General features: G+C 58.7%; 39 protein-coding genes and 1 pseudogene. 1 reads left to right on the top strand and 39 read right to left on the bottom strand.

Features of this window, described 5'->3' with window-relative positions:
- Positions 1 to 89: 89 nt before the first annotated feature.
- The 7 genes from GKE73_RS01650 to GKE73_RS01620 all read right to left on the bottom strand — a co-directional run bounded on the left by GKE73_RS01650 (position 90) and on the right by GKE73_RS01620 (position 3,681).
- Positions 90 to 320 (bottom strand): hypothetical protein, encoded by a 231-nt coding sequence (locus GKE73_RS01650; RefSeq protein WP_230368832.1) that lies wholly within the window; start codon positions 318 to 320, stop codon positions 90 to 92.
- Complete coding sequence (locus GKE73_RS01645) at positions 317 to 1,189, bottom strand: baseplate J/gp47 family protein (RefSeq protein ID WP_230368831.1); 873 nt, start codon at positions 1,187 to 1,189, stop codon at positions 317 to 319. Before GKE73_RS01645 ends, GKE73_RS01650 begins: the two co-directional genes overlap by 4 nt.
- A complete protein-coding gene (locus tag GKE73_RS01640; RefSeq protein WP_230368830.1) occupies positions 1,179 to 1,436 on the bottom strand; it encodes a phage GP46 family protein in 258 nt (85 codons plus the stop codon). The genes GKE73_RS01645 and GKE73_RS01640 overlap by 11 nt, the downstream gene beginning before the upstream one ends.
- Positions 1,437 to 1,578: 142 nt before the next feature.
- Positions 1,579 to 2,175 carry a phage baseplate assembly protein V gene (locus GKE73_RS01635; RefSeq protein WP_230368829.1) on the bottom strand — a complete coding sequence of 199 codons (597 nt, stop codon included), beginning with the start codon at positions 2,173 to 2,175 and terminating at the stop codon, positions 1,579 to 1,581.
- Positions 2,172 to 2,315 carry a hypothetical protein gene (locus tag GKE73_RS01630; protein ID WP_230368828.1) on the bottom strand — a complete coding sequence of 48 codons (144 nt, stop codon included), beginning with the start codon at positions 2,313 to 2,315 and terminating at the stop codon, positions 2,172 to 2,174. The genes GKE73_RS01635 and GKE73_RS01630 overlap by 4 nt, the downstream gene beginning before the upstream one ends.
- Positions 2,316 to 2,463: 148 nt before the next feature.
- Positions 2,464 to 3,318, bottom strand: a complete 855-nt coding sequence (locus tag GKE73_RS01625; protein WP_230368827.1) for a phage baseplate assembly protein — start codon at positions 3,316 to 3,318, stop codon at positions 2,464 to 2,466.
- Between the two features lie 108 nt (positions 3,319 to 3,426).
- Positions 3,427 to 3,681 (bottom strand): hypothetical protein, encoded by a 255-nt coding sequence (locus GKE73_RS01620; RefSeq protein ID WP_230368826.1) that lies wholly within the window; start codon positions 3,679 to 3,681, stop codon positions 3,427 to 3,429.
- A 4-nt stretch (positions 3,682 to 3,685) separates the two neighbouring features.
- On the opposite strand from GKE73_RS01620, the gene GKE73_RS01615 reads away from it, so the two are divergent.
- A complete protein-coding gene (locus GKE73_RS01615; protein ID WP_230368825.1) occupies positions 3,686 to 3,844 on the top strand; it encodes a hypothetical protein in 159 nt (52 codons plus the stop codon).
- Between the two features lie 22 nt (positions 3,845 to 3,866).
- Here GKE73_RS01615 and GKE73_RS01610 read toward each other — a convergent pair whose 3' ends face one another.
- The 32 genes and pseudogenes from GKE73_RS01610 to GKE73_RS01455 all read right to left on the bottom strand — a co-directional run bounded on the left by GKE73_RS01610 (position 3,867) and on the right by GKE73_RS01455 (position 21,086).
- A complete protein-coding gene (locus GKE73_RS01610) occupies positions 3,867 to 4,592 on the bottom strand; it encodes a DNA circularization N-terminal domain-containing protein (protein ID WP_230368824.1) in 726 nt (241 codons plus the stop codon).
- A gap of 52 nt (positions 4,593 to 4,644) precedes the next feature.
- Positions 4,645 to 6,627 carry a phage tail tape measure protein gene (locus GKE73_RS01605; protein WP_230368823.1) on the bottom strand — a complete coding sequence of 661 codons (1,983 nt, stop codon included), beginning with the start codon at positions 6,625 to 6,627 and terminating at the stop codon, positions 4,645 to 4,647.
- Between the two features lie 104 nt (positions 6,628 to 6,731).
- Positions 6,732 to 7,043: a phage tail assembly protein gene (locus tag GKE73_RS01600; protein WP_230368822.1), complete on the bottom strand. Its 312-nt coding sequence runs from the start codon at positions 7,041 to 7,043 to the stop codon at positions 6,732 to 6,734.
- A 221-nt stretch (positions 7,044 to 7,264) separates the two neighbouring features.
- On the bottom strand, positions 7,265 to 7,615 hold the full coding sequence (locus GKE73_RS01595) for a phage tail tube protein (protein WP_230368821.1): 351 nt from the start codon (positions 7,613 to 7,615) through the stop codon (positions 7,265 to 7,267).
- 11 nt (positions 7,616 to 7,626) lie between these two features.
- On the bottom strand, positions 7,627 to 8,151 hold the full coding sequence (locus tag GKE73_RS01590; protein WP_230368820.1) for a hypothetical protein: 525 nt from the start codon (positions 8,149 to 8,151) through the stop codon (positions 7,627 to 7,629).
- Positions 8,152 to 8,231: 80 nt separating this feature from the next.
- The gene (locus GKE73_RS01585; RefSeq protein WP_230368819.1) at positions 8,232 to 8,807 is read right to left on the bottom strand and encodes a hypothetical protein; all 576 of its coding nucleotides are present in this window, start codon (positions 8,805 to 8,807) and stop codon (positions 8,232 to 8,234) included.
- Complete coding sequence (locus tag GKE73_RS01580; RefSeq protein ID WP_230368818.1) at positions 8,791 to 9,003, bottom strand: hypothetical protein; 213 nt, start codon at positions 9,001 to 9,003, stop codon at positions 8,791 to 8,793. Before GKE73_RS01580 ends, GKE73_RS01585 begins: the two co-directional genes overlap by 17 nt.
- 90 nt (positions 9,004 to 9,093) lie before the next feature.
- On the bottom strand, positions 9,094 to 9,312 hold the full coding sequence (locus tag GKE73_RS01575; protein WP_230368817.1) for a DUF2635 domain-containing protein: 219 nt from the start codon (positions 9,310 to 9,312) through the stop codon (positions 9,094 to 9,096).
- The gene (locus tag GKE73_RS01570; protein ID WP_230368816.1) at positions 9,309 to 9,491 is read right to left on the bottom strand and encodes a hypothetical protein; all 183 of its coding nucleotides are present in this window, start codon (positions 9,489 to 9,491) and stop codon (positions 9,309 to 9,311) included. Before GKE73_RS01570 ends, GKE73_RS01575 begins: the two co-directional genes overlap by 4 nt.
- Positions 9,481 to 9,897, bottom strand: a complete 417-nt coding sequence (locus GKE73_RS01565; RefSeq protein ID WP_230368815.1) for a hypothetical protein — start codon at positions 9,895 to 9,897, stop codon at positions 9,481 to 9,483. Before GKE73_RS01565 ends, GKE73_RS01570 begins: the two co-directional genes overlap by 11 nt.
- On the bottom strand, positions 9,894 to 10,199 hold the full coding sequence (locus tag GKE73_RS01560) for a hypothetical protein (protein WP_230368814.1): 306 nt from the start codon (positions 10,197 to 10,199) through the stop codon (positions 9,894 to 9,896). Before GKE73_RS01560 ends, GKE73_RS01565 begins: the two co-directional genes overlap by 4 nt.
- Complete coding sequence (locus GKE73_RS01555; RefSeq protein WP_230368813.1) at positions 10,192 to 10,770, bottom strand: hypothetical protein; 579 nt, start codon at positions 10,768 to 10,770, stop codon at positions 10,192 to 10,194. Before GKE73_RS01555 ends, GKE73_RS01560 begins: the two co-directional genes overlap by 8 nt.
- Positions 10,760 to 10,888 (bottom strand): hypothetical protein, encoded by a 129-nt coding sequence (locus GKE73_RS22085; protein WP_280954681.1) that lies wholly within the window; start codon positions 10,886 to 10,888, stop codon positions 10,760 to 10,762. The genes GKE73_RS01555 and GKE73_RS22085 overlap by 11 nt, the downstream gene beginning before the upstream one ends.
- Positions 10,889 to 10,967: 79 nt before the next feature.
- Positions 10,968 to 11,332, bottom strand: a pseudogene (locus GKE73_RS01550) (glycoside hydrolase family protein).
- 226 nt (positions 11,333 to 11,558) lie between these two features.
- Positions 11,559 to 11,933: a hypothetical protein gene (locus GKE73_RS01540; protein WP_230368810.1), complete on the bottom strand. Its 375-nt coding sequence runs from the start codon at positions 11,931 to 11,933 to the stop codon at positions 11,559 to 11,561.
- Positions 11,934 to 12,047: 114 nt separating this feature from the next.
- Positions 12,048 to 12,470 carry a hypothetical protein gene (locus GKE73_RS01535; RefSeq protein WP_230368809.1) on the bottom strand — a complete coding sequence of 141 codons (423 nt, stop codon included), beginning with the start codon at positions 12,468 to 12,470 and terminating at the stop codon, positions 12,048 to 12,050.
- 135 nt (positions 12,471 to 12,605) lie between these two features.
- Positions 12,606 to 12,908, bottom strand: coding sequence for a hypothetical protein (locus GKE73_RS01530; RefSeq protein ID WP_230368808.1), 303 nt, complete (start codon positions 12,906 to 12,908; stop codon positions 12,606 to 12,608).
- Between the two features lie 241 nt (positions 12,909 to 13,149).
- Positions 13,150 to 14,058, bottom strand: coding sequence for a hypothetical protein (locus tag GKE73_RS01525; protein WP_230368807.1), 909 nt, complete (start codon positions 14,056 to 14,058; stop codon positions 13,150 to 13,152).
- A gap of 127 nt (positions 14,059 to 14,185) precedes the next feature.
- Positions 14,186 to 14,707: a hypothetical protein gene (locus tag GKE73_RS01520; RefSeq protein ID WP_230368806.1), complete on the bottom strand. Its 522-nt coding sequence runs from the start codon at positions 14,705 to 14,707 to the stop codon at positions 14,186 to 14,188.
- A gap of 214 nt (positions 14,708 to 14,921) precedes the next feature.
- Positions 14,922 to 15,383 (bottom strand): phage protease, encoded by a 462-nt coding sequence (locus GKE73_RS01515; RefSeq protein WP_230368805.1) that lies wholly within the window; start codon positions 15,381 to 15,383, stop codon positions 14,922 to 14,924.
- Between the two features lie 12 nt (positions 15,384 to 15,395).
- On the bottom strand, positions 15,396 to 15,695 hold the full coding sequence (locus tag GKE73_RS01510; RefSeq protein WP_230368804.1) for a hypothetical protein: 300 nt from the start codon (positions 15,693 to 15,695) through the stop codon (positions 15,396 to 15,398).
- A 138-nt stretch (positions 15,696 to 15,833) separates the two neighbouring features.
- The gene (locus GKE73_RS01505; RefSeq protein ID WP_230368803.1) at positions 15,834 to 16,334 is read right to left on the bottom strand and encodes a hypothetical protein; all 501 of its coding nucleotides are present in this window, start codon (positions 16,332 to 16,334) and stop codon (positions 15,834 to 15,836) included.
- Positions 16,335 to 16,410: 76 nt separating this feature from the next.
- The gene (locus tag GKE73_RS01500) at positions 16,411 to 17,019 is read right to left on the bottom strand and encodes a hypothetical protein (protein WP_230368802.1); all 609 of its coding nucleotides are present in this window, start codon (positions 17,017 to 17,019) and stop codon (positions 16,411 to 16,413) included.
- Complete coding sequence (locus tag GKE73_RS01495; RefSeq protein ID WP_230368801.1) at positions 17,006 to 17,308, bottom strand: hypothetical protein; 303 nt, start codon at positions 17,306 to 17,308, stop codon at positions 17,006 to 17,008. Before GKE73_RS01495 ends, GKE73_RS01500 begins: the two co-directional genes overlap by 14 nt.
- The gene (locus tag GKE73_RS01490; protein ID WP_230368800.1) at positions 17,298 to 18,029 is read right to left on the bottom strand and encodes a hypothetical protein; all 732 of its coding nucleotides are present in this window, start codon (positions 18,027 to 18,029) and stop codon (positions 17,298 to 17,300) included. Before GKE73_RS01490 ends, GKE73_RS01495 begins: the two co-directional genes overlap by 11 nt.
- Positions 17,990 to 18,187 (bottom strand): hypothetical protein, encoded by a 198-nt coding sequence (locus GKE73_RS01485; protein WP_230368799.1) that lies wholly within the window; start codon positions 18,185 to 18,187, stop codon positions 17,990 to 17,992. Before GKE73_RS01485 ends, GKE73_RS01490 begins: the two co-directional genes overlap by 40 nt.
- A 256-nt stretch (positions 18,188 to 18,443) precedes the next feature.
- The gene (locus GKE73_RS01480) at positions 18,444 to 18,692 is read right to left on the bottom strand and encodes a hypothetical protein (RefSeq protein ID WP_230368798.1); all 249 of its coding nucleotides are present in this window, start codon (positions 18,690 to 18,692) and stop codon (positions 18,444 to 18,446) included.
- On the bottom strand, positions 18,679 to 18,915 hold the full coding sequence (locus GKE73_RS01475; RefSeq protein WP_230368797.1) for a hypothetical protein: 237 nt from the start codon (positions 18,913 to 18,915) through the stop codon (positions 18,679 to 18,681). The genes GKE73_RS01480 and GKE73_RS01475 overlap by 14 nt, the downstream gene beginning before the upstream one ends.
- 97 nt (positions 18,916 to 19,012) lie before the next feature.
- Complete coding sequence (locus GKE73_RS01470) at positions 19,013 to 20,020, bottom strand: hypothetical protein (RefSeq protein ID WP_230368796.1); 1,008 nt, start codon at positions 20,018 to 20,020, stop codon at positions 19,013 to 19,015.
- Positions 20,021 to 20,137: 117 nt separating this feature from the next.
- Complete coding sequence (locus GKE73_RS01465; RefSeq protein ID WP_230368795.1) at positions 20,138 to 20,344, bottom strand: hypothetical protein; 207 nt, start codon at positions 20,342 to 20,344, stop codon at positions 20,138 to 20,140.
- A complete protein-coding gene (locus tag GKE73_RS01460; protein WP_230368794.1) occupies positions 20,341 to 20,580 on the bottom strand; it encodes a hypothetical protein in 240 nt (79 codons plus the stop codon). The genes GKE73_RS01465 and GKE73_RS01460 overlap by 4 nt, the downstream gene beginning before the upstream one ends.
- The gene (locus GKE73_RS01455) at positions 20,577 to 21,086 is read right to left on the bottom strand and encodes a hypothetical protein (protein ID WP_230368793.1); all 510 of its coding nucleotides are present in this window, start codon (positions 21,084 to 21,086) and stop codon (positions 20,577 to 20,579) included. The genes GKE73_RS01460 and GKE73_RS01455 overlap by 4 nt, the downstream gene beginning before the upstream one ends.
- Between the last annotated feature and the right edge of the window lie 38 nt (positions 21,087 to 21,124).

Below are 21,124 nucleotides of genomic sequence, written 5' to 3'. Positions count from 1 at the left end.
AAGGCTTGCATGTCGCTGCCGTCTTCGGCCTGCAGGGCGATGCCGGGGCGGCAGCAGCTGCGCCAGCTGGGTGACGTAGCGATCAGCGCTCACAGCCATGTGATGGTCCCCATGGTGGCCAGCTCGCCGATCGCACACACCACATCACCGGTCGGTACCGTGATCTGGTGATCCCACTCGTCAGCGGAGCCAGAAATAGCGGCGGAAAGATGAGTGAATGGAATGGTGACACCGGTAACGGGCAGTACGGTGAGGGCGGCGCTATCGCGCTGTACCGGACTACCTTCAAGGCTTAACACGTTGGCGAGTGCCGCCGTCACGGCTGTACGAATTGCAGCTGTGTCAGGCGACAGGTGGATGGTGAAATCGATTGGCTTGTCGGTAGGGGACACAGCGTAGATCTCGCCCATGGGCGTACCGGTGGCTTCCGGTGCGCCTGCACCGTGGCTTGCTCGTTCACGTCCGGAAAGATGCTTGCATCGTTATCGCGCACGAAAAACACGGTCATGCTGCCGGTGCCCATCAGCTTGGGTGCGGCCCAGGCGCGCGTGACGCCAGAAACTTCTTTGGCCCACAGCTCCCAGTCCGTGCTATTCCCCACACCTTCGGCCTTGGTTCTGGCTTCTACCACTCGTGCGCGCAGATCTTCGATGTCCTCGAGGTCAGCCCCGCCGGACAGACCGGGCGTCTGCACCACCACTTCACCATTCACGCCGTCTACCGGGTTGGAGAAGCGCAGCTTGGCGCCGGGCTCGGTGTTGCTTAAGCGAGGCCAGGGCGTCTGGCACGCCACGGTGGCCATGCAGGTTCCATCCGCGCCGATAGTGGCGCTGGTCGTGAGGCTGTACAGCATGCCATCGGTGCGGGTGATGGAGGCAGTCTGGTCCACGGTATAGCCGACGGTGCCGGTGATCTGTACTTTTCCTGTAGCGGCAGTGGCAAGGTTACGGCCGTCCGATAGCCAGATCGGCACATGGATGTTCAGCAGAGTGTCTTCGTCACAGGTTTGTGGGAACAACTGGTCCTTGATGCGCTCTTGATGGCCGTATAACCCGTGTATTGCACCGGATAAGGCGCGTGCCAGAGGCGTGTAAAGGTTGCGCCGGAGTCCATCGCTGGCACCATTTAGTGGTAGCTCGGCTTGGGCGCGCCGGTCGAGTTCAGCCAGTGTAGGCCGGTCAATTGGCATGGGTGATCTCCAGATTCAAGGTGATGCCATCGATGGTGATGGCGAGCCGCAGCGTTTCATTACCCAGATCGCTGGCTGACACGGTGAGCGTGCTGGTTACCCCGTCGTCCACCATCCATTTGAGGGACTCTTTGGCGTCGTTCTCGGCATTGCGCAGTGTCTCTGGAACATTCTTGGCGCGGCTGGCCAGCAGCCACAGGCGGCTGCCCCGGTGTCGCCGGGTTGTTCGGCCAAGGCATCTCCCCACCAGCCTCGCGGATCAATCCGCTTTTCCGTGGCAGGGGCGCGAGAATCGGAAAACAGCGACAGTACGATGGCGGCATCGATCGGGTCGGCAAACAGCTCAAGCGGAAGCGGCTTGGATAGGTCTAGGCATAGGCGGCGGGTAGTCATGTCGGGCTATCCGTGTTTTCACTGCCTCGGGTGACATGGCCGTGATAGTGCAGGTGGACCACAACACCGTTGGAAGACAGGTCGCCGCCGCTATGTGTGAAGTCACCGGAGATGGTCGTTTTGCCACCGTCGCCGCCGCTGCCGGACATGCCAGCCTTGTAGCTGAACAATCCGTTTACGGTCGCCATTTCGCTGAAGTTGGTCAGCGGCGTGTTGAACTGGATGCCTTCACTGGCGTCAACGATGAGGTTTTTGCAGGTCAGGGTAGCGTTGCCGTCCTGGTCATATTTGAACAGCACACCGAAGGCGTTGTACGTGGCAGATTCACCCGGCTGCAGGCCTTTGGGCCGACTGTCTTCATGGTCAACGGCCACTGCCACCAGGTGGTCCCGGCTACCAGCCACCGCCACCATGATGGGCGTGGCGGCCATGGGTGGGTTCCCGGTGTGGCCAAAGTTCTGTACGCGTTCTACTTCGTCGCGGGTTTCTCCATCCAACGCGCTGATCTGCAGCATCTGCAGGCCTCCAGCATCATTGACCAGATTAACAATGCCGCGCGCGACCATGAGTCGAAGTTTTTGCAGCGGATTCACAAGTCACTCCAGTCTTCTGTGGGCTCGGCTTTTTTCTTGTGCTTCTTCGGTGCGTGCTTATCCCTGTTATTGGCCAGACCTTTATCACTGGTGCGGTTGGACTTGAGCGAAGCCGTACGGATGCCTGCCAGGGCGATCAAAGGCGCGCGGATCGGCAATCTCGAGATCCGTGACCGTTCCATCTGTAGCGTTCTTGATGTAGGTCACATGGGCTATCAGCATCTCCGCATTGAGGTGGATATGCGGGGCTGTAACGGGAACCCGTAAGCCAGGGCACCCACAGCGGGCTTAAGCATCGCCGCCTTGGCGCCAACTCTGTACTCGGATGGTGGCCCGGTTACCACGTCCCTTGCGCACGGTGCATTCCCAATCGGCGCGCTGTTGAGCACTTGGCCCGTGTACCTGATCTTCGGCCGGGATGATCAACGGCCGGTGGCGGGTGACGACCGAATCCGTGGATGTCCCTTTAGCGTTGTGCTGGGCATGTCCACGTGCTTGTCCCTTCACGATGTATTCGCTGTAGCGCTCGTGCCAGCTGAAGTTTCCGTCGATGCGCTTGATGTTCTGGCCCTCGATCAGCGCCGTGGTGGCCTTGGTGGAGCCGGGTAGGTCGATGACTAGGCGCCCCATGCCATCGGTCCACAGCATCACTGCCTTGAGCCGTGCGGCCCGCTCGAGGCAGTCGAACACCGTTTCGCCTTCCTCGATGTTGAAGCTGTCGATGATCTCGTAAGCGGGGCCTTTGGCGCGGTCGCCAACCACCACGGCGATGCTGTAAGAGGACAGTAGATCCGTGGCAATCCGCAGCAGGCTGGATTTTTTCCATTGGCCTGTCTTGAACATCGCGCTGCAGTCGATCAGATCGCAGGTTTTGTCACGGCCGGTGACGTTGAACCAGGTGTTCTTCTCGTCGTATCCGGGCTTGGTATCGTCCACCCAGCCGGTTACCACCGGTTCGTTGTCGATCGTCACCACTGCGGATTGCCCCGGCATGATAGGGCGCGGTTCGGTTTGTTCGGGCCAACGGTCAGTCACCTGCAGGGTGAACTGGCCAGAAACCTGCTCGAGGCCACGCTGGATCTCAATATCCGTCCAGCCGCCGTAAATCATCCCGCCCACTCGTAGTTCGCATACGTCAGGCATTTTTCAGTACCTCGATGTTGCTTAAGGGCACAAATCCCGGGTGCATCACTCCGTTACGCGCGACCAAGTCATCCGCCACAGCGATATCACCGGTGGCCATGTAAGCCACTACCAGCGCTTAAACAAGACGGTTTGTGTCGCAACGGTTTCCACGTCGACAGCCGTTGGTATGCGCGCCTGGATGGACTTTGCCACCGCCACGCGCAGTGCTTGCATCACGGGATAGAGCGTGTCGGAGGCGGACTGAAGCTCGGTGTTGAGCGCTGTCAGGATCTGGGCGCGTGCAGTCTGCACATCCGCCTTAGTGGTAAATGTGGCGGTGGGAATTGATCGTGCGGCCTCGATCACCAGCGTACGGCGCACGTAAGTGGCCAGAGATGGCGGCAGGCTCGGCATCTCACTGGTCGGGCTGGATGGGGTAGGCCTGGTCCAGGCCGGGCGAGCGCTGGCGCTCGATGTGCTAATGCCGGATATCGATTTCGAAGAGCTGTTTGTGGTGCGGCCAGCGGAAATGATGGTGCTGTAGCTACCGCCGGTGCGCCACGGGTTCAGCACCTCGCCCTTGAGCAGCTTGCGCCGGTGGAAATCCCGGAAAACGGGTTGTCCAGCTTGCCCACCAGCGTCTGGATTCGGCTTTGAATGCGAGAAATCACCGACAACGGCGCATTGATGATTCTCTGCACGTCATGGATGATGCGGTCGACCTTGGCCATTGCCGCATCGTAGGCATCGAAGTAGCTCTCAAGGCAGGTGCAGATATCCTCTACCGCTTTCGCGGCTTCATCGGCATAGCCTGCAATATCGTCAAGCCAGGATGTCTCGAAATCGCTATCCGCCTCAGCTTGGGCATCATCTGCCGCACTTTCCAGTTGAGCATCAGTATCGTCCCCGGCATTCGGTTCGACGTTATCGCCGGATTCAATGAACGGGATGTCGATGGTGATCATGCCGCCCACTGCTTGTGGGTAGCGCACTCTGGCTTTGCTCTGAGGTTGCAGGATCACCATGATGCTTCCGCGCCATGGATGTACCAGCAGGCCAGCACCGGGAGATTCCAGTGCGTCAATTAGCGCGTCTGCATCGTCCGGTCCGGTTTCACCAAAGAAGAAGGCCTGCACGGTGAAGCCACGGGCAGCCCTGCCCAGATCTTCGGCATACGGGATATCACGATATGCGTACTCATGCAGGACAGTTCGGCGTCCCACTTCCATGTCGGTTTCCTTGACGCGGAAAGGAATACCTTTGAACGAGGCGGGGCGCAGTGGCGTAGTCATCAGTTAGCCCCCTGCATCGTTCGGCCAACATTTGGTTTGATCTTGGGGTTGTTCATCTTGGCTTGCACCGGGCATCTGTACCCGGTGCGGTGGCCACCTGTATCTGCAGTGTCCCGCCAAGGTCGGTGCGTTTCACCTGCTCGATCAGGGACTGCGTGACATTCTTTTGGTGCTCGGTGATGGCCACAGCTTTCTTGGCATCCTCATTTCCGAACAATGAAAGGACCTTGGCGATGCCACCGCCAATTTTGTCTACCAGGAAGTCGCCAGCTTTAGTGCCCTCCATGGCTTTGTAGGCAAGTGTCCCAGCGCCATAGCCAGCTGCCCCAGCGCCAGCAACAAGTGCAGTGCTTGTCCCCAATCCAGCTGCGCCAACAAACTCTGCCAGTGATAGCCCACGGGCCATGGCGTACCCAACCTTGGCTTTGGATGCGAGTTTCCCGGCTGCACCTGCTGCCGCTGCTCCGGTCGCTGCATCAAGTGCGCCACTAGCTGATGCGCCACCTATACCGGTCCCCGGCATGTTGACAACGTAAACAGGGGTTACCCCTGCCGCGGCCTGCAGGGTTTTGCCCATGGCTACACCTTTGCCCAGCTCCATGGCTTCGCCGCCTATACCAGTCAGAGCACCAACCGGCGTTAGCTTGCCCTTCCGCATGCCTTTCACCATGCCCCACAAGGCTGGACCAATAAGAGCGGCTAAACCTACGCCAGCCCCGGTCCAGGCCACGGTACTACGTTGCTCAGGGTGGGTATCGAGCCATTTACCGGCGTTACCTGCTAGATCGTTGACCAGCTTGGCACCACGGGTGAGTTTGCTCAGGAAGGGATCGAATGCCATGGCAGTGGTCGCCTCAAGGGTTCCCTTTGCGGCATTAGCTGCTTGGCCAAAGCCCCGCATCTTGATTTCCATGCGGGCGGCTATGTCGAGAGATGTTTCCATCTGTTGCCGAACGCCAGCAAAGTTATGTCCTTTGTCGCTCATGGCATTCAGCAATGCAAAGCGCGCGCCTTCTTCACCCCAAGCCTTGGTTGCCAAGCGCAAAGCTTTTGCTTGGTCCCCGTGCTTTTTCTTATCCAGTCCCTTTGCAACGTCCTCCATTGGGACTGTAGTGCCATCAGCTCTCACGATGTCTTTTACGGAAAGGCCTTTGGCGATGGCTCCAACGTGGCTTCGAACCATCTCAAGCGTCTTGTCAATGCCAATGAACTTACCGTCCTTGAAGAAATCGCTCTGGAATTTCCCTTTGGATAGGTGGCCTAGACCTAGCGTGTGCAGTGCTTTTTGCTGCTGCTTTGTCTTGCCGATAGAGTCTTCTAGGAAGCGGTTGATGGCCGTGCCAGCTTCCATCCCAAGAGGAGTGGCCATGGCTGCCATGGCAGCAGAATCTTTCACGCTGATACCAAGCAGGTGAGCGTTAGAACCAAACTGCTTGATGGTGTACATGATTTCCTGCAGGTTGCCGGGACTGGCCGCCTCAGCTTTCATCAACTCATTAGCAGCCGAGCCGTACTGGTTACCTTTTAGTGCGTACTGTGAGCCGATCCGGGCCATCAAGTCTGCAGTTGTCTCTGGCGATGTTTCAGAAATTGCTGCCAGACCTGCAACAGACCAAGCGGCCCCTTTCGCCCCTTTTACCGAGTCAAGATCTACGCCTGCTTTCAGGAGCGTGTTCTGGATGCCAACCACTTCCTTGGTTGAGTAGGGCATGGCCCGGTGAACATCTATAGCGGTTTCCCGTACTTCTTTGAGCTGGGCATTCAGCTCTTTGGTGCTCATCGTGGTGGTTTTGATATTGCCTTCCACGTCTAGCATGGCTGCTTGGAAATCAGACGCAGCCTTGATGCCGTGTGCAGCAAACCCAACGGCGCCCAGCTGCAGCCCCAGTTGCGCCAGCTCTCGCTTGAGATTGCCTAGCTCTGAACGGGCGTGATCTGCAAAGCGCTTCGTCTCGCGGGAAGCACCTTGCAGGCCCTGCGCATAGCGTGCGGCATCGGCAGCGATACGGACGTAGATATCGAGGTTTTCAGCCATTGGATTCGGTCAGGCGTTCCAAGTAGTGATTGAACTCGGGGTAAGCAGGGCGCGAATGACTTCAGGGGTCCAGCCCGTTTTTAGTGCCAGCAGCAGGACAGCATCTAAAAGGCGCTTGCGCTGTCCTGTTCGTCTTCCCCCTCGTTTTCAAGCTCCTGCATGGCTGTGCTGATAGCACGCCAGTCTTTAGGGTTGAGTCCGCGCAGCATCTTGACCGTCAGTGGGCCAGTGAAAGTACCTACGCGTACCGTGATTTGTGTCAGCAGTGCGGCGCGGTAGGTAACAGGATCGGTTACGCTGGCCTCGTTCTCGGCGTCCATCATGTCGCCCAGCAAGGCTTGGCGAATCTCGATTTCTTTGTGAACGTCGGCACCGATCTTCAGGCCGAAGGCGAGGGGAATTACCTTGGTACTCATCTTCACTCCCAGTGATTGCATTGAAGGGCGCAGGGGGCGCCCATGCTGTATTTTCGAAGTGGATGAGATGTTGGGTAAGGGGTGGATTTTGACGTAAAAAGCCCCGCCGAAGCGGGGCTGAACGCCGGTTGCCACACCGTCAAGAGAAGAAAGGACACGCACCTGCAAGAAGCGAGGCTATTTTCGCTCCTGATCCGTTGCGGAAACAGGGGTGGAATTGGTTACATCAACTCGGCTGGTGCACCGCCCATGGTTATATCGACCTCTTTACCTTTGAAATCGACTTCGCCAATCGTGCCAGCATCCCGGATCAAGTAACGTTGGCCACTGTCTGTTTCAAAGACAAGGGTTGCATCCTTCATGGCCTGAAGCGCAGTTACGTCATCTTCAGAACTGTGAGGGATAATGAATTTTACCTCGGAGTTCTTGTTTTCCTTGTTCGCCATACCGCAATAGCCGTTTGCGTCGTTTACTGGCTCTTGGATAAGGCCACCCGGCTTCATATTGGCACCTTCCTTGGAACGCACGCGGCGGCCATTGATGTTGATGAAACACAAGCCTGTCATACCCATAGCGGTTTACCTCACATACGGTACTGCACTGCGGCAGCAAAGGTTACGAACTGGTTGACCAGGTTCGGTGCCAAGATGGCATTGACGCGATCCGGATCGGCTTCTGATCTGACCCACATGGTGTTTTTCTTAAAGTCAGCCATGTCTTCAATCAGTTCACCTTCGAGTGGGCCACATCGTGCATAAACCACATCGCCAATCATTTGCGGTGTGACGGTTTTCGAACCCGGCTTGATCTTGGTGCCGTCATCGGCCAGCTTGTTACGCGGGAACTCGGTAGCGACGATCGAGCGAACGAAATAACGGAAGTAGTCAGCTGACCACTTGGTTTCCAGCCGCAAAAGACTTTCGTCATCGATGCCCATCACGTTCTTCTGATAGTTAGTGATAACCCGCTCCAGGATCACATTCCCACCAGCATCCACCGTTGTGGTACTGATACCGTCTTTCAGCATCAGTTCGCGCTCCTGACGGCTAAAACGGTCTTTCAGTCGTGGTGCCATTACGCCCGGCACTGTCAGATTGCGCAGAGGCATAGCCGGATCATTGGCACCACTAATTTCGCAGGTGGCTGCGAAGGCGGCGATACGCTCAGGGGCCCACGTCGGGCAGTTGTTTAGCCCCCGGTACTGCAGTGCGGGCTGTTTCGGGTTGCGCCCCAAGTGGTCAGAGAAGCCATGGTGCCGTCTTTGGCATTGAAGATATGGCCGGTCTTCATGTTCATGCCGCTCCAGCGGCCGTCCATGTCCGCCTCGAGCTCGGCTAGGTTGGCCGAGTCGGTGTAAGGCTCAATGATGCTGTAGTACCAGTCTTCACTGATAACGGCCAGCGCAGCCCCCACGTCCGGATCACCGGTACCACCGGACAAGTTCGAACACACCGCTGTGATGCCATTGGGCAGAGTGTCGTCATCATAGTAGGTTACCGCCAATTCCATGCCATTGGACGTGGAGCCCTTGTGGTTGGCTTTAACCGTGACCACGCCATTCTGGGCGGTGGCCGTTGCCGGAATATCGGCGTTGGCGTTGATCGCGGAGGCCGGGTTTGTGGCCACCGTGGCGTTTGAATCGTTGTAGGCTGCGGCGCAGCTCACACGGTTGCCGCCCACGTAGGCGTACATGGTACCGGCACGGGTAACGGTGCCGGTCAGCGTGATGGTGCCGGTTGCCTGTACGTTAAGCAGGCAGATCATCCAGGGCGATGGCGAACACGTCGATCAACCCATACAGCTTGCGCACGGCGTCGATCGCCTTGGTCATGCGGTGAAGCATGGAACCCTGTCCGAAGTAACCTGCGGCTTGGCCTGCATCCGTGACACGGATCGGGGTCAGTGCGGGAACGGTACCGGATGCCAGTCGCTGGCCGATCATCAGCAGCTTGCGGTCCATCTGCGGTAAGCCCTTGTTGGCCTTGGTATTGTCGATTTCCGGAAAACACCGCCGGTGCGGATGCCAACCGGGATGCTCATGAAGGTGATGTTATCCATGGGCGATTACCTCATTATCGGTGTGCGGTGGCGCGACTTCTTCCATAGTGGCGGCAGGCTCGTCCGTGATGTCCACCACATCCTTATCGGCGAGGCGGCGGCGGTAGTAGGTGGTCAAGGGGACTTCCTTGCCATCATCCGGTAAATACCCTTCGCCAACCTCTAGGCGGACTTTCATCCCATCCGCCGGTTTCAGCTTGACCATCTTCATGGTTGAAACTCCTGGTCTATTTGCAGTTCCGGCTGTGAGGTGGAGTAATCACCCTTCAGCCACTTCTGATGTTCCGCGTCGCTGTCATGCGGCGGAATGTCGATATCCATGTTGACGGCCTTCAGGTTGCCGACATGGATAGTCGGTGGGTAAGCCGTAGCGTCGTCGTCAGCTGCCATATCCAGCGGGCCACACTCCAGTTCGATGGAGATCCAGCCGAATGGGAATTCCGTCTGGCTGGAAAAACGTATGCGACGTGCCTTGAGTCGTGGCACGCTTAGCACCCGGGTTGCGGATAAAGGCTCGAAGTTGCTGATACAGCGCCAGCTCGGCCACCTCAATGTCATGCGGGGTGCCATCTCGTTCGGGAACGGCCAACTGTCCAACCATCATCAGCTTCAGGGTGGATTCCCACTCATCGGTCTGCTCCATATCAGGAAGCAGCACCGTGACAATGCCTTTTTCCAGTTGATCGAGGCGACGTTGCTGGAAATCTACGAAGTCAGGCGACATCACACGGCCCGGCAGCGCTGAAACCAAGTTAGTGCGCAGCGCTTCCATGGTGGTGCTGATGATGTCGCTCACGCACTTCCCCTCGATGCCAACCAAGTGCCCAGCGCAGTGACCAGTGAAGTCAAAAAGGCAGTGACGGCGGCCGTGCCAAGTTTGCTTGATTGTTTAAGGGTCGGAATTACGCCTTCGATCGCGCGCAGCCGGGTTTCATGATCCTGTTGCTGTTGCATGATCGTGGTGTGTGTCACCTGCAGCTTGACCAGTTCTTTCAGGCTGTCACGTATCTCTTCAAGAATGTCGCCGTGGCGCGCTGTGATCTGCTCCAGCTGTTTAAGCCGGTGGTGAACCAATTCGCTGGTGCAGTCTTCAGCCATGAGGTTTCCCCTGTAGCAGGTCGATCAGTTCGTCGCGCTGCGCGGCGGTTTTTCGGCACCAGGTGCCATAGTCGCGGACGTGTGCGAGGAGGTCTTCGCGTGATACCCCGCTGTCAGCGGCGCTAAGGCGCCGGTTCCTTCCTCGGTGAGATTGATCGGTACCGTCGGTTCCGGGTCCGGCTTGCAGGCCGAGACCAAGGGCGTCGTTGTAGAACTGCAGGCCGTCAACAGACAGCAGGCCGGGAGAAGGCTGGCCAGCCACAGGCTGGGGCGGGAGTGCCGCATGGGTAATCCTCCGGTTGAGTTGTTCGCGGGCGGTGTCCAGATACTGTTGCACCTGATCGAGCTTGTTGCTGGCCATCGCCAGCTCGTCGGCCTTGTCCTGATAGCGTCGATGTGCTGCCTCGGCATCGATGCCGCGCTGCGTTTCAACCTGCAGCTTGTAGCCGGTGAGCTCTGCGCGGCCGGATGCCAGCCCGGCTTCGAAGCGGGAATGGCCGAACCACAGCACGCCACCGGCGCAGAGCCCCACCGAGACCAGCAGGGCGATCAGCTTGGCTTCAGTTGGCATCACCGCTTCCCTTGCTGTCCGGGGTTACCGCCTTGATGGCGGCCGAGACCAAGCCGCCGAGCGCGGCACCTTGGCCCCAATCAAGCGACGCACCGAAATGCGAACCAGAAAGCGCCACCACAAAGCCGATGGCTTGCCGGTGGAAGCCTCTTTTAGCCGGTCAAGAGCAAAAGTTCCGACTGCTTTTGCCTTGGGTTTCAGCCCTGCAAACATAAATTCCTCGCTTCTTCACGTCGTTTAACCAATCCGGGCAGCACCTTGCCCCCGGCCTTGTCGAATTTCAGCAGCCTGTTGCAGGCGTCTTGCCACTTGCCGACGCGCTCGAGGTCCACAATGCTGGTCCCTGTCACCGGCTGGCCTTCCCGGTTCTTGCTGCGCAGCGTGAGTACGCCGGTTCCCAAGTTCCAAGCCGTGTCCGTGTAGGCGATCCGGCGGTTATCCGGCAGCCCCGGCATCAGTTTGTCGACGGGGCCCAGATAGTCCGGCACGCGCTTGGCCATTTGCGCCACGCACTGGTCGTGTGTCATGCGCATGCCGGGCGCACGCCTTGGGTTTCCCCCATGCAGATGGTCCAGATCCCAACTGGGTCCTTGTATGCCACGTGCCGTTCGCCTTCCCACGGGCTGGTGAAGGCTATGATTGCGGCCACCAGGCCGCCGCCAATGACTTTTTGCTTTTGGGTAATTGCCATTACCGCCCCCCTGAAACACTGCCGGTCATGGCGTAGTGGCCACGCACCCCGAGTGCCTCTCTAACGCCCTCAGCCGTGCCTTCGCGCAACATGGCCATCAGGCGGGATTCGTTTTTATTGAAAGCTTGAACGCCGGACGTGCCCGGGTGCCGTGGATCTGGATGAAGCGCGCCAGACCAAATGCGCGACGCTTTGCTTCGTGCTCAGACAGCCCGTGCCGGATACGTAGCCACTCGGCCAGCGGTCGGGTAGGAGGCAGCCCCTTGTAGCTGCCGCGGGTACCTTCTTCCACATAGCGGGCGTACTTCACGTAAGCCTTCACGTCGCGCGCCAGCGGGAACGGTTTTTCCGGGTGGATGGAATTCACCAGCGTGGAAAAGGCGATGCTGTCGTTTTGGCGGTACTCGCGCTGGATCGCCCGGGCCATGAACATGGCGGCACGGCCCACGTAGCGGTCCATGGTCCGGTTCATCACCCCGGCGCCTTGGCAAACGCCCGTTCCACCACCTCGTCGAAAACGCGGATATCGCCGATCACTGGAACACCCTCCGCTCGAACTCTTCCATCAGCACCTTGTAGAGGAACGCTAAGGCGTACCGTTGCGCGGTGTCGAGCTGATGCCGTCACGCACTTGATAGGGCTTGGTGGTGTGCTGCATGGCCAGCTCGCGCAGGGCTTCTGCCCGGCTACGCACCAGCACCAGCGGTACATCCGCTTCAAGCAAGGTGCTGATGTCGGCATCAACCTGGTGGGGAATGCCGTACCGGTATGGGCAGGCGCTCCCCAGCATGTTGATCTGCAGCGCCGTGGGTGCTGGCGTCAGGAACAGCATCCGAGCTCCTGCACTGCTGCGAGTGAGACGGATCTCCGGAAGCCCCGGCCAGAGGTCATCCCACGGCTGACGGGTCTGCTTGAAGTCACGACCCCAATCACACCCCATCAGCTTGGTCAGCCCGTCCGGACAGGGGTACAGCGCGGTACCGGCCTGCAGGTTAAGGGCGTCCACCACCTCGAGGGGGACGGAACCTGCTGAAATCCTTCACCGCTGTTTGGACGTGGCGCACGAAGTCGGTGTCAACGAACCGCGTGGCCGCATCCAAAAGGCTGATTTTCAGCTGAGAAGTGAGATCGGTCAGCGTAGTCATTACTGGGCAGTGTCGCTATCAACCGGGTTTGCCGGTTCGCTTGGCTGATCGGCTGACGGCAGGTTTTGCTCGTTGACCCCGTTGGGCTCGCTTGTCTGCTGCTGGTTTTTGTCCTGCTGCATGTTCGGATCGGTTTGGCCGCTGTTGCCCGATGTCGACTTGGTCTCGTCCAGTTTCTGGCTGGCGCTCTCCAGCAGACGCTCGGCAATCGCGGCCAAGACTTCCTTTCGTTGAGCGCCTTGCTGTTCGCGCTCGCCCAGCTGCTCGAGATCCTCATGAGCAAGGGTAGGGATGGCAGCCATGATGGCGGCGGCTTACTGTGCCAGTAGAACGTCCACAATGTGAGTCGATGCAGGCTTGTCGGCCGCTACGGCGCCACCGGGCTTGTAGCCGGGCAATAGCGTCGGGTCGATCTCGCGGGTTTCGCCGAGCGGGGATCATTACTCCGCCAACGAAGACCGTATGCGGTTTGTCATTGGTATACGGGACTTTTTCCATGGAAAGCTCCCGCCCCGGCAGGCAGCCCGCCGGGGCGCTGTCGGGTTAGATGGCGGCGCGGGCCGAGCTGCTGTAAGCCACCACGCTGGTGAAGCGGTTACGTACCGGCTTCGGTACGGTGATGGCGTTGTACTCCTCGCCGTAGGCCACTTTCTTGCCGACAGGCTGGCTATTGATGAGCACTTCCACCGGTTCACCGGTCACGAAAGGCTTGGCCACGGTGTACGCACCGATGCCACGCTGGCCCATCAGAATGCGCTCGTCGCCCAGATCCACGCCCGGGGCGTTAGTGCCGAAAGACGGGATACCTTTCACACGCATCAGGTCGCCGTCGGCATTGGTGTCGGAACCTTCGCGCTTGTATTGGTTGATGAACTGCTCGGCGTTGGTGCAGGTATCGTTCAGCGCCGGACTCATCAGCAGGAAATCCGGCTTGACGAAGCGTTGGCCGTCCATCATCGCCTTGCGGCTGCCGACCTTCTGCAGCAGACCATTCAGGTAGTGCTCCATCTGCACACTGGCCGGTACGTCCATGTCGAACGTCACCACGTTGGTGGCCTTGCTGTAGCCGAAGGTGTTGGTGCCAGTATTGGCGGGGGTAACCGGGATGCCAGACTGGTCCACGAACTGGATGGTGCCCGGGTTGTAGGAGACCACGCGCCAGTAGGTGCCAGCAGCCTGCTTGCCGCTGCCGTCGTATTGGGTGATGGCATTGCTGTTGAGTACAACAGTAATCGGGTTTTCCGGATTGCCCACGGCATTGCCCTGCAGGTCGCGCGCCCGGAAGGGGCGAACGATCGGGAAGGCGGCTGTTTTGACAATGGACTTGGCGCCAGTCAGCTGTGCGGTGAACGATTCGTTCGCCACCGGTACGGCCAGATAACTATCTGCTGCACGCTGCAGCTCGTTGCAGATACGGCGGTGCACCAGCTCGCGCAGTACGCGGCTGTTCATCTCGATGTTGCGTGCCGGGCATCCCAGTTGATGGCCGATGCACGGGTGAAGTGCAGCACTTCATTGGTGATAGACAGCGCCAGCTTCATCGGGGTGATATAGGCCAGATCCATCGCTTGGGTTACGCTTAAGCAAACGGAATCGGCTGACCCTCATACACCACACCATCGTTCATCACCTGGCTGGTATCGCGGATTTCATACGGAATCTGGGTAGTGGCCTGTGCGGTGAAGTCGGTCAGGGTCTGCACCAGCTCCAACACGTTGAGATCGGACAGCGCTTGGCGGATCACCTCGCGCTGCACACCAAACGGCAGTTGGGTAGACCCCATATCCGTCGCGCCTTGCGACAGCACCTTCAGCTCGGCGTCCAGCTGGTAGCCGTGGATACGGTCAAACTCGGAAAGTACCCGGGCGCAGAACGGGTGCAGCTGGGCTTTCGGGTCAAGATTCAGCGTATAGGCGCTCTCGGTGCGGGCAAGGTGCTCGCGGTAGATCTCGGACAGCTTTTTCGGGCCTTCGGCTGGCACCGTGATGTGCGGGGTGCCGGTCGGGCCGTAGCCGATCGCAGACAGCTGGCGCGCCGCGGTGATCTGGTTGCCCGTCTCGATCTGACTCTGCGCCAGCGCACGTACCGGTCGTCGGTCCAATCAGCAGTCACCAGCGTGGCCACGCGCTCGGACAGTTCGCGCTTCAGACCGTCATCGATGCCTTCTGCCGCAGCGATAGTATCGGACAGCAGCTTGCGGCGGGCATCGGTGGTATCGGCCAGCTGTTTGGCAGTCTGTGCCTGTTCGGCCAGCACGCGGGCAACGGCGGCGTTGATGGCCTCCTGCTGCGGTGCCGAGGCAACAGACAGCTGGATTACCGGAGCGGAACCAGTGCTGCCAGCGCTTCGGATAGCGTCACAGTCTGTTCTTCCAACTGGGTGCACAGCGCTTCAGCATCAGCATCGGTGGTGCAGCTGGCCAAGGCAGCTTCACCCAGTTGTTTTACGGTATCCAGCACCTGCTGAGATAGTTGCTTGGCTTTCAGTCGCGCTAGCAGCGCTTGCAAATATTTGTTCATGTTCGCTTGAGCCTCGGAAAGAAGAGTTCGTGCAAGTTCGGGATGGATCAAAACAGGGGTGTCCGCGCCGGAGTCGCACGACAGCGTGACGGGGTCTAGGCGCTTGATCACCGGACGCACGGTGAGGCCAGCGCCAAGCAACACAGGGCCGTGGGTGCGGCCCTGCTCGTTGTCCTGGTAGTTCTCGGAATACTCAGCAGACAGGTATTGGAAGCCGCGTTCTTTCACGGCCTCAATGCCAAACTCGGTCCACTCCACCAGCGCGCGCAGCTAGCCACCTTCCACGGATAGCTTCAGGATCTTGGCGGCGGCACCATCACCCGGGCGGTGGTTCACGTCCAGGAAGATGTCTACCCCCAGTACCTTGGTGTCGAAGTTGCGCACCATGGCAAGTAGCATGTCTCGGGTGATCTCAAACCGGCCGTAACGCGGGTCGGTAAACGATCCCTCGCGGGTCAGAGTCACCCAGCTGGTGCGTTTGTCATCAGGAATGGATGCCACGCCAGCGAGCAATCGCACGCGCTTGCCGTGGCCGTCATCGGAAAGAAGGATGTGTCGGGGTTTTTGCATCGCCTATCTGCCAGAAAACCCCGGCGGCTGGGAGGTCCGCCGGGCGCCGGTTGCCCAGCTGGTAGCAGATTAGGCGTGGAAGAAGTGTGAAATAAGGGGTGGAATAAGGATGTCGGTAGTTAAGCAAATACCATCCATCTACTTCAGATCAACTACCAATTCTGCTTCAGGCAGTAGTCGAACGGTTTGAGCGTGCCCTCGTGAAAGAACCAATGTTCGATTCACGCTAAATGCTTGTTCAGTAATTAATGGCACTTCTTCATTGATTGTTCTCGTTTCCTTGCTGCTTCCGGATTTGAAGGTGCCTTGGCGACCAACAGTAACATTTGAGCTCAAAGAAACGGTTGCATGATCATCCGATTTTTCAATTAGAGTCAGTTGGCTGACGATTGTTACAACTCCTTGGCTGCATAAGTCCGGTGACTCACACCGACGGATAGTAAAAGGAGAGTCAACACTTACTGTTCTTGGATTATTTTTATACAGACTTACTGGTATATCCGTATTGATAGTGTTTTTGGAAAAAGGAACGGTACGAATCAAAGAGTAGGAAAGGTTTGCCTCAGGAGGTTGATGGTCGTTCGTCGCCGCACAGCCAGCAAGCAGGATAGAGGTAACAACGGTTGCTATGATCTTCATGCAGTGATGTCCTTGTCGATTCTTTTGTCATTGTTGGTTATGGATTTTGACTAAAAGCAACTGGTTCGACAAGCAATCACTCTCCTTCAAACACTGCTTCCACATAACTTAATGTATTCGGGTGCGCTGGCCATGGACAGCTCGCCCGATTGGGATAAACCCCCGGCCCAAGTCCATACAGATCCGCCGTCGCATGGGTATCGCAGATATCGCGCAACCGGTGGCGCGGCGACAGCATGAAGCGCACGCCAACCACGCCATCCGTCTGGAACGCCGCCGACAGGTAGGACTCGCCATGCGCCCGGTTGATCTCGGTACGGAACAGCCGTTCAGCCCGGTAAACCACACCCTTGCCGTTTACTGGATCAGCCGCCCCAGTCATCAAGCTGCGCACCCGCCGCCCCAGTTGGCCAGCCTTGGCTCCGTTGTAGGCTTGGGCGATCTCCGGCGGCACCCCTTGGCCTCGGCCCATACTGCGCATCATCGCCTGGTGGGCGCTCTCGCCATTGATCACGGCAAACTGGATCTGGTCAGTGATGGTCTCGATCGTTCCGCGGTTGATGCGCCAGAGCCGGTCAGACAGTTGCAGGCCATCGGCTGCGACAAAGCCGCGCACAAAGCTGACAGCTTCATGGTTGATCGAAAACAGCGCGGAAGAAGGCAGGGCCGAGTCAAACGGGCGCACGCCAATGGCTGCGGCTTCGCTTAACTGGCGGAAAAGCTGCCGGTCGCGCTGATCTTCCAGCTCCCCGGAGCTGCTTACGCACCTCGGACAACAACTCCTGCAGGCTGTTCAGCGTGATGCGGTCGTCCTGGTCAGCAGCCTTTTGGATGTGCTCGGTGATGGCGTCGCTGGCTTGGTTATAGGTATGCACCAGATCATCTACCGACGTGTGAATCAGCTTGTTGCGTTCGGCCACGGCCTTGAGCGTAGCTTCCCGGATGATCTTGGCGCGCTCGGTATTAATGGGCATGGCCGATATCCGTAGCCGATTCGCCCTTGCGGCCGTTGCCCGGGGTGATCTTCACCGTGGGTGCGTTGCCAACATTGCCCGGTTCCGGGTAGGGGTCGTAGTGCTTCGCATCGCTCTCTCGCCGTTGTTCTACCTCGGCAGCATTCTTACCCAGCTCTTCCCAGATCATGGATTGCGGCAGGCCAAGCGCTTTTAGCTTCAGGGCTCTATCGGTGGTTTGGCTCAAGGTCTCGGTACGGCGTTCGGCAAAGGTGATAGTGAACTGTAGCGCGTCAGGGTTGAGGCCTCGCAGCAGCAGCTGCAGGCGGAAGCCGAAGTCATACACCCATGCCATGGTGTCCTGCATCTGGTCGACCTCGTCAAAATAGTCCCGCTTCAAGTCTTCCAAGATGTCGCGCGCCAGCCCATCGGTGTAGCCCATCAACCCCTTCGGCAGCGGCGTGTGGCTGAAGAAGCTATCGAGCAGATAAATCACATCGCCAATATCGCCCAGCGTGGCATCCCCCTGCAGGGCACTGACCGACCCTTTCTTATTCAGGTAGAAGTCGGTGGTGATCAGGTCTTTGTTGGCCTCCACGTTGTCTTGGTAGGCCTTCATTTCTGGCTCTGTCGCGTTTTCCAGCACGTGGGCGATGCGCAAGGGCGCACGGTGCTTGCGGCGAATAACCAGATCGGTATCGGTCATGCGCAGCTTGCGCCAGGTCTCCCGGCTGGCATCCATGAACGGCCGCCCCGGGAGGACATATCGTCGTAGTTGTCCGGGTCCAGCCCGGCCACGGTGAGCTGCCACAACGGAAAGTTGGCCAGCTCGGTACCGTTGAGCAGATCCATCTGGGTATAGGCGGCGCGCACGTCCTTGAAGCGCCCATCGATGCCCACGTTCGGACGAATAGTCTCTGCTTAAGCATGCGCACGCCGGAAACCACGTTGCCGCTGTTATCCAGCACCCACTGCATGGGCAGGTTGCCTTCTTTCAATAGACCAGAGGCATCAGACTTCAGCTTTTCAGGACGATTTAGCTGTAGGCGTCGAACAAAGGCGGCCCATTCGCGCTGGATGCGCTCGTCCGGGTCGTCTTGCAGTAGGACCAGCCCGCCACGGGTCACGTCGCGCGCCACCCGGTTGTGAATCCGCTTTACCCGTCCGTCCTGCCGGTCCATACGGCGAATATCCAGAATGGTGGCGCGCAAGTCATAGTCCACCTGCAGCTGCCGATACACGGCACGCATCTGGTTTTCTTGCGTCGGACGGCGGCCCACTTCGGTGGTGCTTGGGCGTTCTGCTCATAGGTCGGCGACTCGGGCACCGGCACATCGGTAAATTTCGGTGTGGCCACCGCACGCTGCAGCCCCACGCGGGCCAGCAGGCTATCAATCATTCCCATTTTTCTGGTCCTCGATCGGTGTAACGAACATGACATTGCGCCAGCCGTGAATCAGGGCTTCAACCATGTTGCGGATGAAGCTATCGTCGCCGTTGAAGGCATCGCGCCATTCGTCGCGCATTTTCTCGGCCCGGGCTCGTTGGGCAGGGGTTAGCGGAGGGGGCGGTTTCAACACGTTGGCTGCAATATCTTCCCGCGCGGGTTTGTATTTGCCATAGATCATCAGTGCATCCCCAGCAGCTGCTCGGGCGATACCGCCCGGCTAGCTATTACGGTCGGAGCGTAGCTCTCCACGCCTCGAGTGATCAGCGCCCACATGCTTAAGCACTGGCTGCATCGAACAAGTCGTCGCCAATTTTCGGGTTGGCCATCTTGTAGCTGTTGTAGCTGGCTCCCTGTACCGCCTTAGCCTTCAGGTTACCAAGCTGGCGGATGAACTTGCCCCAGTCACTGGCATCGGCCTGCACCTGGTCGAGCGCAGACGGTCCCCAGTGGGTATTGGCTGTATTCTTGGCCTTGAGCGCGTCGGTACCATCATCTACATAGGGAATCGCCGCTTGGCCATTGTGGAAAGCAGAGCGCAGTGCGCTGGCCATGCTGTGTTTGGTCATCCCCTCAAAACGGATCGGGGCGAAGGCCCAGTGCTGCCAGGTGCTGGCCGTGCTCTGCCCATCACCGATGCTGCGGCGGTCGATATCAATCAACCCGGCGGAGAACAGCATGTCGTTCACGCTGGTGAGCAAGCCAACGCCGTAGGCATCGCCCATGGCGTAGTCTGGGCGGAAGTAGTCCCACAGCCCGATCAGATCACGGCCTACCACCGCATCGTCGGTACCGGCTGGCCACGTCTTCACGAACGGGAAGGTCACGAAGTTGCCGATCTGTTCGCACACCACTAGGGCAGAGCAGGAAGCGTGCGCGCTCTCGCCATGGCCGGAGTGGTCATAGCCAAACGACAACAGTCCGCGTTTGCGGTACCGGTTCCCCGGTACCGGCCCGGAAAGCTGTAGCCCGGCAGACAGCCCAACCGCCATGGCCCTCCGGATGTGCTTTTCCCAGATGAAGTTCTGCGCCGAAGCGTTGATGCACAGGAACTGCCGGATATATTCCGCCTCGGGCAGCTGGCTCTGCATTTCAAGCACGAATGCTTCGTTCAAAATGCCCAGCTCGATGCCCAGATACACATCGACCGGCGGCAGAATGTGGTAACCGCCGGTTTCGATCAGGTGGGAGAGTACGTCAGCACCCTTGTGTACCCCGGTAATCCTGATCTGTGGTTTGAAGCTCACGCCTTTATCTACGCCCAGACGGCGCGCGGAGCCCAACATGGGAAGGAATCTGGAAAAGAGGCGGTCTGCTTAAGCATGTCGTCGGTTTCCTCGAGGGAGGCGATCGAGATACCGTCACCGTCGATCTGCGACATGATCCCATAGCAGCTGGCCTTACTACCGTTGGTGAACTGGTATTTCAGGTCGGCAATCTGGCGAATAGCCGCTCTTGTAGGCAATCCATCCGGTCAGGATGTCAGAGCGCCGGATGGCGTCCAGATGATAGGTGATGTTAGTTTGGCTTTGCTGCAGCCGTGGTGCCACGATGCCTTCTTCCTGGTAGGGCGTGGTGGCCAGTATCTCCGGGGCGTACATCTCTTTCACCGCGGTTTTGCCCGTCCGCTCAAGCATGAGAAGTCGACCGTGTTCTCGTGATCGTCCATCTCCTGCATCTTCAGCACCTGCATCGGGTCAAGATCCACGTTGTGAACGTGCTTGGCCCACAAAGCATGCGGCTTGATTCCCGTCATCGGGTCCGGCCTAGCATAACGCATCACCTCGGACTCGGCCCGGTGCTGGATCTTGATGCGCTGCGCGGCGCTGGTACGGTCGCTGCTCACTTCCCACCACCGTTCTGCTGCTGATAGTCAATCAACACGGGGTCATTCTGCTTGCGGGCATTGGCACGCTCGGCCAGCTCGCGCAGAGCGGCAAGAGATTCGTTCTGTTTCTGCGCGAACTCCTCGAGGGACAGGGTGGGCGGACCATCGCCTGCTTGAGGCGGCCCATCTGCTGCTCTTCCTGCTCGATCGCCTTGGGTGTCATTCCCATGTCGGACAGCGACATGTTGTTCCCGGATAGGAACTCCCGGAGCGGCTTCAGTAGAGGGTGCGCCTTCACTTCCATGATCCGCTTGGTCTGCCCCGTGGCCAGATCCTTGTACTCGCCGATCACGACATTGCCTTCGCGGTCGACCGCCCAGGGCTGGAGCCTCCAGCTTCACGCCGTCGGCAATGATCGTTTGCAGTATCTGCTGGATAATGGCGGTGATGCTCGCCTGGATGCTGGAGTAGATCGGCGTCAGGTGTTTCGGGTTGCGCTGTTCGAATGCAGCGTGGTGCACCATGAAAAGCTGCGTCTGTTTGACGCACGCTGGCTGTTCGG

Source organism: Paludibacterium denitrificans (assembly GCF_009707705.1).
In the GTDB taxonomy this organism is placed as follows: Bacteria; Pseudomonadota; Gammaproteobacteria; order Burkholderiales; family Chromobacteriaceae; genus Paludibacterium_A; species Paludibacterium_A denitrificans.
The sequence above is the reverse complement of the archived record's forward strand: the minus strand, read 5'-3'. Positions and strand labels throughout refer to the sequence as shown.

What these genes read in the sequence shown, in the direction of transcription:
- GKE73_RS01645 (WP_230368831.1), bottom strand. Translation starts at nt 1,189, where the DNA reads ATGCCAATTGACCGGCCTACACTGGCTGAACTCGACCGGCGCGCCCAA.
- GKE73_RS01625 (WP_230368827.1), bottom strand. Translation starts at nt 3,318, where the DNA reads ATGCCTGACGTATGCGAACTACGAGTGGGCGGGATGATTTACGGCGGC.
- GKE73_RS01610 (WP_230368824.1), bottom strand. Translation starts at nt 4,592, where the DNA reads ATGACTACGCCACTGCGCCCCGCCTCGTTCAAAGGTATTCCTTTCCGC.
- GKE73_RS01605 (WP_230368823.1), bottom strand. Translation starts at nt 6,627, where the DNA reads ATGGCTGAAAACCTCGATATCTACGTCCGTATCGCTGCCGATGCCGCA.
- GKE73_RS01600 (WP_230368822.1), bottom strand. Translation starts at nt 7,043, where the DNA reads ATGAGTACCAAGGTAATTCCCCTCGCCTTCGGCCTGAAGATCGGTGCC.
- GKE73_RS01595 (WP_230368821.1), bottom strand. Translation starts at nt 7,615, where the DNA reads ATGGGTATGACAGGCTTGTGTTTCATCAACATCAATGGCCGCCGCGTG.
- GKE73_RS01590 (WP_230368820.1), bottom strand. Translation starts at nt 8,151, where the DNA reads ATGCCTCTGCGCAATCTGACAGTGCCGGGCGTAATGGCACCACGACTG.
- GKE73_RS01585 (WP_230368819.1), bottom strand. Translation starts at nt 8,807, where the DNA reads ATGATCTGCCTGCTTAACGTACAGGCAACCGGCACCATCACGCTGACC.
- GKE73_RS01580 (WP_230368818.1), bottom strand. Translation starts at nt 9,003, where the DNA reads ATGGACCGCAAGCTGCTGATGATCGGCCAGCGACTGGCATCCGGTACC.
- GKE73_RS01575 (WP_230368817.1), bottom strand. Translation starts at nt 9,312, where the DNA reads ATGAAGATGGTCAAGCTGAAACCGGCGGATGGGATGAAAGTCCGCCTA.
- GKE73_RS01570 (WP_230368816.1), bottom strand. Translation starts at nt 9,491, where the DNA reads ATGGCAGCTGACGACGACGCTACGGCTTACCCACCGACTATCCATGTC.
- GKE73_RS01560 (WP_230368814.1), bottom strand. Translation starts at nt 10,199, where the DNA reads ATGGCTGAAGACTGCACCAGCGAATTGGTTCACCACCGGCTTAAACAG.
- GKE73_RS01555 (WP_230368813.1), bottom strand. Translation starts at nt 10,770, where the DNA reads ATGCCAACTGAAGCCAAGCTGATCGCCCTGCTGGTCTCGGTGGGGCTC.
- GKE73_RS01540 (WP_230368810.1), bottom strand. Translation starts at nt 11,933, where the DNA reads ATGAACCGGACCATGGACCGCTACGTGGGCCGTGCCGCCATGTTCATG.
- GKE73_RS01530 (WP_230368808.1), bottom strand. Translation starts at nt 12,908, where the DNA reads ATGGCTGCCATCCCTACCCTTGCTCATGAGGATCTCGAGCAGCTGGGC.
- GKE73_RS01525 (WP_230368807.1), bottom strand. Translation starts at nt 14,058, where the DNA reads ATGAACAGCCGCGTACTGCGCGAGCTGGTGCACCGCCGTATCTGCAAC.
- GKE73_RS01510 (WP_230368804.1), bottom strand. Translation starts at nt 15,695, where the DNA reads ATGCAAAAACCCCGACACATCCTTCTTTCCGATGACGGCCACGGCAAG.
- GKE73_RS01505 (WP_230368803.1), bottom strand. Translation starts at nt 16,334, where the DNA reads ATGAAGATCATAGCAACCGTTGTTACCTCTATCCTGCTTGCTGGCTGT.
- GKE73_RS01495 (WP_230368801.1), bottom strand. Translation starts at nt 17,308, where the DNA reads ATGCCCATTAATACCGAGCGCGCCAAGATCATCCGGGAAGCTACGCTC.
- GKE73_RS01490 (WP_230368800.1), bottom strand. Translation starts at nt 18,029, where the DNA reads ATGGATGCCAGCCGGGAGACCTGGCGCAAGCTGCGCATGACCGATACC.
- GKE73_RS01480 (WP_230368798.1), bottom strand. Translation starts at nt 18,692, where the DNA reads ATGGGAATGATTGATAGCCTGCTGGCCCGCGTGGGGCTGCAGCGTGCG.
- GKE73_RS01475 (WP_230368797.1), bottom strand. Translation starts at nt 18,915, where the DNA reads ATGATCTATGGCAAATACAAACCCGCGCGGGAAGATATTGCAGCCAAC.
- GKE73_RS01470 (WP_230368796.1), bottom strand. Translation starts at nt 20,020, where the DNA reads ATGTTGGGCTCCGCGCGCCGTCTGGGCGTAGATAAAGGCGTGAGCTTC.
- GKE73_RS01455 (WP_230368793.1), bottom strand. Translation starts at nt 21,086, where the DNA reads ATGGTGCACCACGCTGCATTCGAACAGCGCAACCCGAAACACCTGACG.